Genomic DNA, 13805 nt, shown 5'->3' on the forward strand with positions numbered 1-13805 from the left:
GAAAGCAATTTAGCATAAAAAAACTGATGAAAGTACAGGTTATCCGGGTGCCGGTTCAGGCAGAAGATGAGTATTTCATGCGTCAGGCGCTGGATCTTGCCCGTGTGGCGGGCGACTCAGGGGAGGTTCCGGTCGGTGCGGTTGTGGTCAGAAATAGCCAGATTGCAGGTTACGGATATAACTGTCCTGTTACGTTAATGGATCCGACGGCACATGCTGAAATCATGGCCTTGCGTGATGCTGCCAACAAACTGGGAAATTACCGGCTGCCAGATTGTACGCTGTATGTCACACTTGAGCCTTGTGTGATGTGTATCGGTTCAATGTTTCATGCCAGAATCAAACGGCTGGTTTATGCTGCGGAGGATCCAAAAACCGGTGTGTGTGGCAGTTTGCTTGATTTGCCTGCTGATACCCGGCTTAATCATCACTTGGTGGTTAGTCAGGGTGTTCTGGCGGATGAAGCGAGTACCTTGCTGAAACAGTTTTTCATTATCCGGCGCAGTACAAAAGAGCGCGATACACCATGAAAATTATCGTTGATATTTCGTTGCAACAAATGACTCTACAGGATGTAACAGGACATATTGTCAGATGTTACCCAATCTCTTCCGCAAAAAATGGTACTGGACAGCAACGTGGCAGTTTTCACACACCTTTGGGAAAGCATATTATTCGTGCCAAGATTGGACAGAATGTACCTGTTAATACAGTGTTTGTCCGGCGTCGCCCCACTGGAGAAATCTATACATCAGAGCTGGCGGCCAATCACCCGAATCGGGATTGGATTCTGACACGCATCCTCTGGCTTTCAGGGTGTGAGCCGGGATTTAATCGCCTGGGTTCGGTCGATACCATGCGGCGCTACATTTATATTCACGGCAGTCCAGACAGCGCGGAGATGGGTAAACCCGGATCGATCGGCTGTATCCGGATGCATAATCACGATCTATTAGATCTGTTTGAACGGGTGTCTGTTGGCACGCTAGTTGAAATCAATGCCTGACCGCTTTGGGACGTAATCAAGAGGATGGTGATATCCAACACATCCTGACCAGGAAAATATCATGAAATCATTATATGGCAAGACATTACTGAACGATCCGGTGCAGAACAAATCCACCGCTTTCACCCGAGAGGAGCGTGAACATTACGGCTTGCAAGGGCTACTGCCATACGGCGTGACGGATATTAAAAAACAGCAGCAACGGGTACTGGCCAATCTGCGCAACAAAAGCAGCAATATCGAAAAATACATTTATCTGAATGATCTGCTCGAACGCAACCAACAGCTGTTTTACCGCACTCTGGTCGATCATATTGGTGAAATTATGCCATTGGTCTATACGCCCACTGTGGGCGAGGCTTGTGTAAAGCTTTCACATATTTTCAGAAAGCCGCAAGGGTTTTACATTACGCCGGAAGATCGCGGGGAAATTATATCCCGGCTCAAAAACTGGCCAGAAACCGATGTGCAAATTATCGTTGTTACAGATGGTGAGCGAATTCTTGGCCTGGGTGACTTGGGAGCAAATGGTATGGGAATACCAATCGGAAAAATATCTCTGTATGTAGCTTGTGCCGGGATTTATCCCGATCGATGTATGCCGGTCATGCTGGATGTTGGAACCGGTAATCAGGCATTGCGAGAGGATCCGCTCTATCTGGGTTATCCCTATCCCCGGCTGGTCGGACAGGATTATCTATCGCTGGTGGATGAATTTGTGGAAGCGGTACAGCATCGGTATCCGGATGCGTTGATCCAGTTTGAGGATTTCAGCAGTCGGAATGCATTTACCTTGCTGGATCGCTATGCCGCGTCAGTTCGGTGTTTTAATGATGATATTCAAGGCACAGCTGCAGTGACACTGGCGGGTATCTATGCTTCCTGCCGGATTACACACAAATCGTTTGCTGATCTGAAAATCATGTTACTGGGAACAGGATCTGCTGCAACCGGTGTTGCCGAATTGCTGCTGCCGGCATTCAAGGTGGCCGGACTGGGTGAGGCCGAGGCTCACTCTAGAATTAGTTTTGTTGATAGACGGGGTTTGGTGACAGCTGCACATGAGCTGATTAAACCGCGTATTTGTCCGTTTGTGAGCGAACGTGAGGCAATAAGTTTCGTTGATGCGATTGCCGCTATCCAGCCGGATGTGCTGATTGGCGCAACAGGAACAGCAGGTGCGTTCAATGAAGCAGTTATTCGCGAGATGACCCGTTGCCAGGAGCGCCCCGTGATTATTGCGCTTTCCAACCCAACTTCGCATACGGAATGTACTGCTGAACAGGCTTATCGGTGGAGTGAAGGACGGGTTATTTTTGCCAGCGGCAGCCCGTTTGCGCCGGTAACATTTAATAAACGAACCCATTATCCGGCGCAGGGAAACAATGTATATATCTATCCTGGAATCGGGTTAGGTGTCATGGCCAGCCGTGCGCGTCTGGTGGTTGAGCGCATGTTTCTGGTTGCTGCTGAAGAATTGGCAAATCGTGTTTTGTCTGAGGAAATCGAGCGTGGATCAATTTATCCGGATATTGCCCGGGTACGCGATATTTCACAGGGCATTGCCATCAAAGTTTGTCAGGTGGCTTGGCAGGATGGCCTGGCGGGTGGGAATCTACCCGAGGATCTGGAAGCAAATGTGCAAGCTTTGATCTATGAACCCGGCTATTAAAACAGGAGTGGTGTCCCCTGCCTTACGGCATAAAGCAGGGGATTGATTTACTCAAACAGGTTGAGGATACCGTCGAGACCGACGTGATTAAGAGAAAAGGTTGCTTTTTCCTTTAATACAGGTTTTGCATGAAAGGCAATGCCAACTCCTGATTCTTCCAGCATTTTCAGATCATTGGCGCCATCGCCGACAGCAATGACCTGATCTTTCCTGAGGCCGAGCTCATCCCGTATCCGTTTCAAGATTTCTCCCTTGCCGGATGAACCGATAATGTTGCCCAACACTCGTCCGGTCAGTTTCCCATCCTGTACTTCAAAAGTATTGGCGAATGCATAATCCAGCCCGAGCCGATCTTTGACCCGATCGGTGAAGAAAGTGTAGCCGCCCGAGATTACCATGGTCTTAATACCAGCGGATTGCATGCGTTGCAGCATTTTTTCAGCCCCCAGGCTCAATCGCACGCGCTCATCGTAAACCTTCTGTAGTGCTTCCTGTGGCAGCCCTTCAAGCAGGGCGGTGCGGCGGATAAGGCTTTCGGCAAAACTGATTTCTCCGCGCATAGTGCTCTGAGTAATGGCGGAAACCTGCGGTTTGACATTGTGCATGTCGGCAATTTCATCAATGGATTCGATGGCGAGCAGGGTTGAATCCATATCCATAGAGATTAAACCAAAATCGCTTAATTTTTTGCCTGCCGGAACAAAAGCATGATCCAGGTTGGTCTCTTCACAATAGTCAGGAATATCCGGATGCAGTTGAGCATTTATCATCCGGAAAGCTTCCCCGGTGATGCGATCAATCTGACTGGCTTGTGCGAGTTTGGCAATTGCCCGTAAATCATTGTTCTGTATATCTGTACCTTGAATAATAAGATTCATGAGAATTATTTTAATTTGATTAAGTGACGAATGCAGGCACTATACATGGAATGTCGTACTATATGAATATCGGCCGGGTAGGTGCGATCAGGTTTTTAAGGGTGAAGTCAGCGCCGGATTCCATTCAACAATCCGGTTACGACCTGCATACTTGGCGGCATACAGTGCTCTATCGGCTGCTTCCAGCATTTCACTCTGGAGATCAAAAGACTTTTCCTTATCCATATTGATAGCCAGGCCAATTGAAGCCGTGATGCGGATAGTACTGGCTTCATTCGGTTTATAGGCAATTGTAGCGATACTTTCCATGACCCTTGCCAGGATGTGACGTGCAGCCGAAAGAGTCGTGCCCGGGAGTATCAGAGCAAATTCGTCACCACCATACCGGCAGAAAATATCGGTTTGACGAATCTGATCAGTAATGGCTTTGGCTACAGTTACCAGCACACCGTCTCCTGCAATATGCCCATAGGTATCGTTAAAAGTTTTGTAGTTGTCAATATCAATCATTGCCAGAGCAAGAGACGTTCCCTGCTGAATTGAAAGCTGAAATTCACTCCGGAATGCCCCATCGAAGTAGGCGCGGTTGTGCGCGCCGGTCAGGCCGTCATGCTGAATTTTGTCTTCAAGCTCGCGCACTTTGATCATAGCTCGCACTGTCAGTAACTCTCGGGCCTCAGTGATGATATTGTCAAGGTGGGCAGGGTTCAGGATAGTGATTTCAAATAGCTCTTCCACATGGTGCAGATCATTCTGCATGGCTTCCAGAACTTCTATCAATGCATGTCCGTCGAGCCCCAAATAGGCCTCCGCTATGCGGGTTGTTTCATCAATTTTTTCTTTTTTGTCAGGCGACAGGAAATAATCCGTAATGTAGCCAGATACTGCAACACATTCGTTGATGCCAGCATTAGGGATATCTGGTGCAGTATGGCTGCTCCGGCAGGCGGCAGGTGCGTAGCTGGGAAATTTCCAGTATTCAAGTAATGCTGCGCCCAGTTCGTCATGTCCTATATCGAATGTTTGGCGTTCAGCTTCCAGAAGGGCATTGTGGTCCTCAGTAAGCGAAAATACCGGTGGGTAATCCTCAGGCATGAGAGCGTGAAAGGCGAGAATGCCGATGTCCTGCAGCAGCCCGGCCAGGAACAGATCATCCAGTATTTTGTCCATTCCTAGACGTTTGCCCAAAGTGCGACTGGCCAGCGCAGAAGTGATCGAGCGGCGCCAGAAGCTATTGTTGCCAGTCATGCCCAGCTTCTCTCTGGATTGTTTTATCAGAGAATCTGCCAGCAAGAAGGATAATGCTATTGTAATAACACCGTAAGTTCCGAGAATATTGGTAGCCTGGCTGATGTTATTGATCGGATATCTGGATTTATACAGAGGGGAATTGGCTGTCTTGATAATTTTGGCGGCAAGCGCAGGATCATGCGAGATATAATGATTGATCTGCGTAAGGCTGGTATCTGCTTTACCGGCAAGATCAATAATCTTGAGCGCAACAGAAGGCAGGCTAGGCAAATTGGTACAGAACCGCAATTGCTTGAGCAGATTTTCTTTCATGTTTCCATTACCAAGGACGTGAATAGAGCGTTTGCTTACTCATTCCGGATTTACAGGGAAAAATAATTTTACCCGATATAATTCCATGGAAATACTGGAAAAGAGCCGCTAAGTAAACCTATTTGTGCTGAATGTCAAAAGCATAATTCCGAATATTATGGCAGGGAATTCGGTTTTTTGATTTTAAATCAGAGACATGACCATAGTCCGGTTCATATTTATTGTCAAAAATAAACAAATAAAACAGGAGTAAAGCATGGACTTCGCAATCCAAGCGGGCGATCTGGGGAAATATTATGGTGACTGTATCGTGGCGGGTGTGTTCGAGTCCCGTAAGTTGACTGAGGCGGCCAAAGCTTTGGACGAAATGTGCAGAGGTTATCTAACCAAGGTGCTTGACCAGGGAGACATGGACGGTAGAGCAAATACAACTTTACTGCTGCACAACGTCCCGGCTATTGGAAGCAAGCGGGTGTTGCTGGTTGGGCTGGGCAAGGAGGAAGAATACGTAGAAAAGGTATTCCTGGAGGCCATTCGTGCAGCTTTTAAAGCACTGCATCAGACAGGGGTCAAAGATGTCGGTTTGTGTGTGGCGGATTTGATTGTAAAAGGAAGAGATACTGCCTGGAGCGTACTGCAGTCAACCCTCCTGGTAGAAGAAAGTGTGTACCGCTTTGATCGGCTCAAAAGTAAACGTGAGGAACGTCAGCCATCCCTGCAGAAAATTATCTTTCTTATCGGGGATGAAGCTGCAAGGGCAGGCGCAGAACAAGCATTTAAGCAGGGAGCAGCTATTGCGTGTGGTATGAATGTAACGAAAGATTTGGGTAATCTTGCGCCCAATATCTGTACTCCGACCTATTTGGCCGAACAGGCTGGCGAAATGGCCAAAACATACAATCTCAAACTTTCCGTGCTGGAAGAAAAAGATATGGAAGCGCTCGGAATGGGTGCATTGCTGGCTGTGGCACGTGGCAGCCATCAGCCGGCCAAGCTGATCGTACTGGAGTATCATGGCCGGGAAGGCATCGAGAAACCAGTTGTACTGGTTGGGAAAGGTGTCACCTTTGATACCGGCGGTATTTCACTGAAACCGGCAGTTGATCTTGATGAAATGAAATACGATATGGGCGGCGCAGCAAGTGTTTTCGGTACGCTGACTGCTGTAGCGGAAATGAAGTTGCCTATCAATGTAACAGCCATCATTCCCACAACCGAAAATATGCCAGGTGGCAATGCAACCAAACCCGGGGATGTTGTTACCAGTTTGTCCGGGCAGACAATCGAGATATTGAATACCGACGCAGAGGGACGATTGATTCTGTGTGACGCGCTGACATACGCCGAACGTTACAATCCGGATGTGGTGATTGATATTGCCACGCTAACGGGGGCCTGTGTGGTCGCCCTGGGGCATGTGGTCAGTGGCCTGATGGGTACCGATGAGCCGCTTGTTCAGGAACTGCTTCAGGCTGGGGAAAAGGCATCTGATCGTGCCTGGCAGCTACCACTGGGAGAGGAATATCAGGAACTGCTCAAAAGTAATTTTGCCGATATGGCCAATATCGGCGGTCGCTGGGGAGGAGCGATTACCGCGGCCTGCTTTCTTTCACGTTTTACCAGGAAATACCGCTGGGCGCACCTTGATATTGCTGGAACAGCGTGGAAATCCGGCAAGGAGAAGGGTGCGACCGGACGTCCGGTTCCGCTACTAACACAATTTCTGATCGATCGTGCACAACAGCATTAATCAGCTGGTATTCTAATTTCTGCGGGCAGGTGTGACACAGATTGATTTTTACACGGGCGCAACCGACAGATTGCTGATCGCCTGTCGTTTGTGTTCGAAAGCAGTACAGCAGGGATTGAAAACAGTTGTTTATATTCCGGATGCAGAATTGGCAAACCGGTTTGATAAGTTGCTCTGGACGTTTTCTCCAACCAGTTTTGTCCCACACTGCCAGGCAGATGACAAACTGGCGGGGGTGACGCCAGTGATCCTGAATAATCAGCTAGAAATGCCGGAAGTGGCTTACTTCGATGTGTTGCTTAATCTGGATGCGGCAATTCCATCCGGATTTGAACATTTTAAGCGGGTCGTTGAAATTGTTGATGAAATAGAGGACAGCAAGCTGCATGCACGCAAACGGTACCGGCGCTACCAGGAGTTGGGACACGACATTCGCCATCATCGGCTTGAGGAAAATTAACTGATTCCGAGCTATGCAGAAGCTCTCTGTATTCTCGGACTTTGAGTTTACTATCTGATCAGGAGCAATCTGGTGGCGGATGATCAACCCGATATAACGCAGGAACCGGAAGATGAAATCCTGCTGAATAAAATAGATTCAATGTTGCGCAGACATCGACAGGAACAATCTTCTCTCATGCAGCCTGTAGAGCAGATTATTGTGAGCTCATTTGACTCCCTGGAACAGCTTCCTTCCGTATCCGGTGAATTGCCCGGGGATATTGCCGAGTCAGCACCCGATATTGACGGGATTCCTGTTTTGACTGATCAGGTGACACTGACGATAGATGAATGGCCATCCCCAACAGAAATTTCCGAGCTGTTGTATTTCGCTTTTGATGCAGCATTAAGGGAAGCATGTATCAGTCTGAATCCTGCTGAACGGTTGACCTTGATTCAAGCTCTGGGGAAACGGCTGCCCAAAAATATTTAATCTTGCCTTCGTTCGTTATAATGGCCGGTTTCATTCTACCGGTTTACTTTGTGTCTGATTGTCATGGAACTCGCAAAAAGCTTTGATCCAAAGGATATAGAAAATCACTGGTACTCGGTCTGGGAAACCGCTGGCTACTTTAGTCCAGCCAAACGGGAGGAGGTTAATGCCTATTGCATCATGCTGCCGCCCCCCAATGTTACCGGTACGCTTCACATGGGGCATGCTTTCCAGCATACCCTGATGGATGCACTGATCCGTTATCATCGTATGCTGGGTGACAACACATTGTGGCAACCGGGCACGGATCATGCCGGGATTGCCACGCAGATTGTGGTTGAACGCCAGCTGGATCAGGAAGGAAAGGATCGCCGCCAAATGGGTCGTGAAGCTTTTCTGGAGCGAGTTTGGCAATGGAAAGAAGAATCCGGCTCCACCATTACCCGGCAAATGCGCCGTATGGGAACTTCCTGTGACTGGTCGCGCGAACGCTTTACTATGGATGAAGTGCTTTCCCGTGCGGTAACTGAAGTATTCGTTCGTCTGTATCGGGAAGGGTTGATTTACCGTGGCAAACGCCTGGTTAACTGGGATCCGGTATTGCAAACAGCAGTCTCCGATCTGGAAGTGGTGTCAGTTGAGGAACAGGGATCGCTTTGGCACATTCTTTATCCTTTCGAACATCGGGCAGAAAATGGTGAGAAAGGTCTGATTGTTGCTACTACACGGCCTGAAACTATGCTGGGTGATGTGGCGGTGGCAGTACACCCGGAGGATGTACGCTACCGGCATCTGATCGGACATCATGTGCGCCTGCCGTTGTCCGAGCGCACAATTCCGATTATTGCAGATTCCTATGTTGATCCCGCTTTTGGTACAGGGTGCGTAAAAATCACCCCGGCACATGATTTCAACGACTATCAGGTAGGGTTGCGCCACAAACTGATACCACTTAGCATTTTTACGCTGGATGGCAAGATCAATGACAATGCCCCGGTTGAATTTCAGGGACTGGATCGTTTTGATGCCAGAAAGAAAGTTATTACCGATCTGCAGGCACAGGAATTACTGGTTGAAACTCGCCCGCATAAACTGATGATTCCGCGTGGGGATCGGACCAATACGGTGATTGAACCCATGCTGACCGATCAATGGTATCTAGCGATGGAAGGCCTGGCCAAACAGGGGCTGGCAGCGGTTGAAAGCGGCCAGGTCAGATTTGTGCCGGAGAACTGGGCGCATGTCTATAACCAGTGGCTGGAAAACATCCAGGACTGGTGTATTTCACGGCAATTATGGTGGGGACATCGTATCCCAGCCTGGTACGATGAAGATGGCAACGTAATTGTTGCATATGATTTGGAAGAAGCCAGAAAACTGTCTGGTAAGGAAAACCTGCATCAGGATGAAGATGTACTGGATACCTGGTTTTCTTCCGCGTTATGGCCTTTTTCGACACTGGGCTGGCCGGAACAGACGCCTGAGCTTAAAACCTTCTTGCCTGGATCCGTGCTGGTAACCGGATTTGACATTATTTTCTTCTGGGTGGCACGTATGGTGATGATGTCTCTGCATTTCACCGGCGAAGTACCCTTCCGGGAAGTGTATATCACCGGCCTGATTCGCGATGCGGAAGGCCAGAAGATGAGTAAATCCAAAGGTAACGTACTTGATCCGCTTGATCTGATTGATGGCGTTGCACTGACGGAGTTGATCAGAAAGCGTACGACCGGCCTGATGAATCCCAAGCAGGCGGAATCCATCGAGAAGGCCACACGCAAGCAGTTCCCGCAAGGAATTCCCGCATTCGGAGCCGATGCGTTGCGCTTTACCTTTGCCAGCCTGGCCTCGCATGGGCGCGATATCAAGTTTGATCTACAGCGCTGTGAAGGGTATCGCAATTTCTGCAACAAATTGTGGAATGCTACCCGTTTTGTGCTGATGAATTGTGAGGGTAAGGACACAGGATTGGATGAAGGGCTGCCACTGAATTTCTCACCAGCGGATAAATGGATTATTGGTCGTTTGCAGCAAGCTGAACAGAGCGTAATACAGGCTTTCAATGAGTACCGATTTGACCTTGCTGCACGTGAGATGTATGAATTTATCTGGGATGAATACTGCGACTGGTATGTAGAGCTGGCAAAAGTACAGTTGAACAGTGAAGATGAAGCACGGCAACGTGCCACTCGCCGTACATTGGTGCGGGTATTGGAAACGGTGTTAAGGCAAGCGCATCCGATCATCCCGTTCATTACAGAGGAACTCTGGCAGGCAGTTGCGCCGCTTGCAGGTAAAACGGGGGCCAGTATCATGTGTCAGCCTTATCCTCAACCTGATCAGTTACGTATTGACGAGCAAGCTGCTGCAGATATTCAACTACTCAAGGAAGTCGTGAATGCTTGTCGTACGTTGCGCGGAGAAATGAAACTGTCACCGGCAGACCGTATACCGTTATTGATAGAAGGTGATCGTGCCCGATTGATAAATTTCTTGCCCCACTTGCAGGCGTTGGCCAGATTATCCGAAGTGGATATCCTGCCAGGTGGGTTACCGGATACCGATGCACCAGTTGCTGTGGTGGGTGATTTCAGGTTGATGCTGAAAATAGAGATAGATGTTAAGGCAGAACGTGAACGCCTCAACAAGGAAATACTCCGGGTGGAAGCTGAAATCAGCAAAGCCAGAGTGAAACTGGACAATCCTGATTTTATCCAACGTGCGCCAGAAAAAGTGGTTCAGCAGGAAAAAGGGCGCTTGGTCACGTTCAGCACAACCTTGAAAAAACTTGATGAACAGTTGCGAAAACTGGATTGACCACTAGTCGCTGAACGATGATAGAAGTACAGTTATGTACGATTCTTTTCTTACGTTAATTTATAAACCTTTTTGAGATTTAATCTATATAGACAATGACCAGACTGGAAAATGATACTTTTATTCGCGCACTGCTGCGGCAGCCTGTGGACTATACCCCTGTCTGGATGATGCGCCAGGCTGGCCGCTATCTGCCAGAGTACAACCAGACGCGGGCGCGTGCGGGTGATTTCCTTGCCCTATGCAAAAATCCCGCACTTGCAACAGAAGTGACTTTGCAGCCATTGGACAGATTTCCGCTGGATGCAGCCATTTTATTTTCCGATATTCTGACTATCCCGGATGCAATGGGGTTGGGATTATATTTTTCGACAGGAGAGGGGCCACGCTTCGAGCGCCCGTTACGTGAAGAACGAGAAATTCGCTCATTGATCGTGCCGGACCCGGGTACACATTTGCGCTATGTCATGGATGCCGTTACAGAAATTCGCAAGGCGCTGAACAATCGAGTGCCATTAATCGGATTCTCAGGCAGCCCGTTCACGCTGGCATGTTATATGGTGGAGGGTGCAAGCAGTAATGATTATCGTCAGATCAAAACCATGTTGTATACACGCCCGGATCTGCTGCACCATATTCTGGAGGTAACAGCGCAAGCGGTGATCGTCTATCTGAACGCCCAGATTGAAGCAGGTGCGCAGGCAGTGATGATTTTCGACAGCTGGGGTGGTGCGCTATCCCATGCCGCCTATCAGGAGTTTTCCCTGCGTTACATGACCCAGATCATGGAAGGATTAAAACGTGAACATGACAGCGAACGTATCCCGAATATCCTGTTTACCAAGGGAGGTGGGCTGTGGCTGGAATCCATCATGGCCAGTGGTTGTGATGCCATCGGATTGGATTGGACGATTGACATTGGCGAAGCGCGTCGGCGTACGCAAGACAAAGTAGCTTTGCAGGGCAACCTGGATCCAGCTGTATTGTTTTCCTCACCGGAAGCAATTGCTGCTGAAGTTGGAAAAATACTGGCAAGTTATGGTCATGGGCATGGCCATGTATTTAACCTCGGGCATGGCATTTCCCAGTTCACTCCGCCAGAAAATGCAAAAACACTGGTTGAAACAGTGCATATGCAAAGCGTTCACTATCATCAAGTCAGCTAATTTTTAGTATGAGCAGCGGGTTATCAGAAATTGATAACCCATTTTTGTTGTAATCGTCAATATTCTGCTGGGTTTATAGCCGGAAAGTTTTCAGATTATTTCACTGTAGGGTTGTGACCAGATATCTATAGAACCTGAGAATTGGTGGATTCTTTTATTTTGCACGAAGATATAAAATCTTTTGGGTTGCTCCGGGCGCTTGTCTTTCTTCTGTCACGAAAAGATCTATCCTTGCTTTGACAAGATCCGAGAGCTTTTTATAACCGTAAAGTCTGGAGTCAAAATCGGGTTGCAATTTTGTGAGATAGCTCCCAAAGGTTCCGATTTGCGCCCATCCGGTATCATCACTTGATTGTTCGAGTGCAGCGAGCACAAATTTCTTTGGGAATACCTGTTTTGGTTTTGCTTGATTGTTGGCTGACTGAACAGTGGCATTCTTTGAGTCATCACTTGCTTTGTGCGTGGTTATATCAGATTCTGTATCGCCGCCTGGACGTAAAATTTCTGTAAATATAAATTTGTGACAGGCGTTGCGGAATGCTTCAGGTGTTTTTTTCTCACCAAAGCCAAAAACAGTGAGCCCCTCTTCACGCAACCGCATTGCAAGACCTGTGAAATCGCTATCACTTGTAATCAGACAGAATCCATCAAATTTGCGTGTGTAGAGTAAATCCATTGCATCAATGATAAGGGTACTGTCCGTTGCATTCTTACCGGTAGTATAGGCAAATTGTTGAACGGGCTTGATTGCATGTCGTTGTAATACTTTTTTCCAGGAAGCGCTGGCAGGAGCAGTGAAATCACCGTATATACGCTTTACAGTGGCTTCACCGAACCGTGCAATTTCTGCCAGCAGCCCCTCGATGACAGCAGCCTGTGCATTATCAGCATCAATGAGGACAGCCAGACGAAGAGAAAGCTCTTCAGATTCAGTTTTTGTGACCACGCGTGGGGATGCCAAGATATCTCCTGTCTCCTGATGTATAAGTAAATCAGCCCCGAAATGACTTAATCATCCATTTTAGTGCGAATAATGCTCTTCCGGCATTTTAATAACAAGATCATTATTGATGATTTTCTTTACTCGGGACAGGAGAATCCAAAGCTGAATCAGAGGCCAGCCAGCACTTTTGCGACCGTTTCCCCCATCATGGACGGGGTCGGGCAGATAGTAACACCCAGTTCTTGCAGTTGTTCCACTTTTTCTGCTGCACTTTCGCCGGTTGATGAGATGATTGCTCCGGCATGCCCCATTCTTCTTCCGGAAGGAGCAGTTAATCCGGCAATATAGGCAACCAGAGGTTTGCGCATGTTTTCTTTGGCGAATAGTCCGGCTTCCACTTCCATCGGGCCGCCGATTTCACCAATCATCAATGCAATTTTGGTTTCCGGATCTTCTTCCAGTTTTTCCAGAATATCCCGGTGTGAGCTACCGATGATCGGATCTCCACCAATGCCAACCGAGGTGGAAATCCCGATATTCAGTCGCCGCATCTGGTCGGCGGCCTCATAGCCGAGTGTGCCGGAACGGCCTACCACGCCGACTATCCCCTGGCTGTAAATATGCCCTGGCATAATACCGAGCATGGAACGCCCTGGACTGATGGTGCCGGAACAGTTGGGCCCGGTCAGTACCATCCGATCCTGTTTTGGAAAAAGACGCAGGAAATTTTTGACTGTCATCATGTCCTGGGTCGGGATACCATCCGTGATGGAGACACAATATTTGATTCCTGCATCAGCTGCTTCCATGATGGAATCTGCAGCAAAGGCAGGCGGGACAAATACGATACTGGCTTCCGCACCAGCCTGTTCAACCGCTTCCCTGACGGTATTGAATACTGGCAGTCCCAGGTGTTTCTGTCCCCCTTTACCGGGCGTTACGCCTCCTACCACATTGGATCCATAATCGATCATTTCCTGAGCGTGGAAGGTGCCAATCCGGCCGGTAAAACCTTGTACGATGATCCGCGTCCGCTCATTAATGAGAATTGCCACTTTTTGTTCCCCTTTCTGGTT

General features: G+C 48.4%; 12 protein-coding genes. 8 read left to right on the forward strand and 4 right to left on the reverse strand.

The window, feature by feature from the left end; all coding sequences use genetic code 11:
* Positions 1-26: 26 nt before the first annotated feature.
* The 3 genes from tadA to ABF86_RS03045 are packed head-to-tail and all read left to right on the forward strand — an operon-like array spanning position 27 to position 2678.
* Entirely contained in the window at positions 27-530 is a 504-nt protein-coding gene (tadA, locus tag ABF86_RS03035; RefSeq protein WP_074684874.1) for a tRNA adenosine(34) deaminase TadA, read from the forward strand.
* Complete coding sequence (locus tag ABF86_RS03040) at positions 527-1006, forward strand: L,D-transpeptidase (protein WP_011633708.1); 480 nt, start codon at positions 527-529, stop codon at positions 1004-1006. Before tadA ends, ABF86_RS03040 begins: the two co-directional genes overlap by 4 nt.
* Positions 1007-1064: 58 nt before the next feature.
* Positions 1065-2678 (forward strand): NAD-dependent malic enzyme, encoded by a 1614-nt coding sequence (locus tag ABF86_RS03045; protein ID WP_256201557.1) that lies wholly within the window; start codon positions 1065-1067, stop codon positions 2676-2678.
* A gap of 47 nt (positions 2679-2725) precedes the next feature.
* Here the strand turns inward: ABF86_RS03045 and serB are convergent, their stop codons facing one another.
* Both serB and ABF86_RS03055 read right to left on the reverse strand, forming a co-directional pair.
* Positions 2726-3556, reverse strand: a complete 831-nt coding sequence (serB, locus tag ABF86_RS03050; RefSeq protein WP_011633710.1) for a phosphoserine phosphatase SerB — start codon at positions 3554-3556, stop codon at positions 2726-2728.
* A gap of 87 nt (positions 3557-3643) precedes the next feature.
* Complete coding sequence (locus ABF86_RS03055; RefSeq protein WP_011633711.1) at positions 3644-5119, reverse strand: GGDEF domain-containing protein; 1476 nt, start codon at positions 5117-5119, stop codon at positions 3644-3646.
* Positions 5120-5375: 256 nt separating this feature from the next.
* Between ABF86_RS03055 and ABF86_RS03060 the strand changes: the two genes are divergently transcribed.
* From ABF86_RS03060 to hemE, 5 genes are all read left to right on the forward strand, one after another.
* A complete protein-coding gene (locus ABF86_RS03060) occupies positions 5376-6869 on the forward strand; it encodes a leucyl aminopeptidase (protein ID WP_011633712.1) in 1494 nt (497 codons plus the stop codon).
* Positions 6870-6900: 31 nt separating this feature from the next.
* Complete coding sequence (locus tag ABF86_RS03065; RefSeq protein ID WP_011633713.1) at positions 6901-7329, forward strand: DNA polymerase III subunit chi; 429 nt, start codon at positions 6901-6903, stop codon at positions 7327-7329.
* Positions 7330-7401: 72 nt separating this feature from the next.
* Complete coding sequence (locus ABF86_RS03070) at positions 7402-7803, forward strand: hypothetical protein (protein ID WP_011633714.1); 402 nt, start codon at positions 7402-7404, stop codon at positions 7801-7803.
* A gap of 63 nt (positions 7804-7866) precedes the next feature.
* On the forward strand, positions 7867-10620 hold the full coding sequence (locus tag ABF86_RS03075) for a valine--tRNA ligase (protein WP_074684876.1): 2754 nt from the start codon (positions 7867-7869) through the stop codon (positions 10618-10620).
* Between the two features lie 95 nt (positions 10621-10715).
* The gene (gene hemE, locus ABF86_RS03080) at positions 10716-11786 is read left to right on the forward strand and encodes a uroporphyrinogen decarboxylase (RefSeq protein WP_074684877.1); all 1071 of its coding nucleotides are present in this window, start codon (positions 10716-10718) and stop codon (positions 11784-11786) included.
* Positions 11787-11940: 154 nt separating this feature from the next.
* On the opposite strand, the gene ABF86_RS03085 is transcribed toward hemE, so the two are convergent.
* Positions 11941-12732 (reverse strand): NYN domain-containing protein, encoded by a 792-nt coding sequence (locus tag ABF86_RS03085; RefSeq protein ID WP_242500196.1) that lies wholly within the window; start codon positions 12730-12732, stop codon positions 11941-11943.
* 164 nt (positions 12733-12896) lie between these two features.
* Positions 12897-13784, reverse strand: a complete 888-nt coding sequence (gene sucD / locus ABF86_RS03090; RefSeq protein WP_074684878.1) for a succinate--CoA ligase subunit alpha — start codon at positions 13782-13784, stop codon at positions 12897-12899.
* Positions 13785-13805 lie beyond the last annotated feature (21 nt).

The organism is Nitrosomonas sp. GH22 (genome assembly GCF_009833115.1).
Classification (GTDB): Bacteria; Pseudomonadota; Gammaproteobacteria; order Burkholderiales; family Nitrosomonadaceae; genus Nitrosomonas; species Nitrosomonas eutropha.

Bases quoted from the DNA above. Each gene is read 5' to 3' on its own strand.
- tadA (WP_074684874.1), top strand. From the start codon at position 27: ATGAAAGTACAGGTTATCCGGGTGCCGGTTCAGGCAGAAGATGAGTAT.
- ABF86_RS03040 (WP_011633708.1), top strand. From the start codon at position 527: ATGAAAATTATCGTTGATATTTCGTTGCAACAAATGACTCTACAGGAT.
- serB (WP_011633710.1), bottom strand. From the start codon at position 3,556: ATGAATCTTATTATTCAAGGTACAGATATACAGAACAATGATTTACGG.
- ABF86_RS03055 (WP_011633711.1), bottom strand. From the start codon at position 5,119: ATGAAAGAAAATCTGCTCAAGCAATTGCGGTTCTGTACCAATTTGCCT.
- ABF86_RS03060 (WP_011633712.1), top strand. From the start codon at position 5,376: ATGGACTTCGCAATCCAAGCGGGCGATCTGGGGAAATATTATGGTGAC.
- ABF86_RS03075 (WP_074684876.1), top strand. From the start codon at position 7,867: ATGGAACTCGCAAAAAGCTTTGATCCAAAGGATATAGAAAATCACTGG.
- hemE (WP_074684877.1), top strand. From the start codon at position 10,716: ATGACCAGACTGGAAAATGATACTTTTATTCGCGCACTGCTGCGGCAG.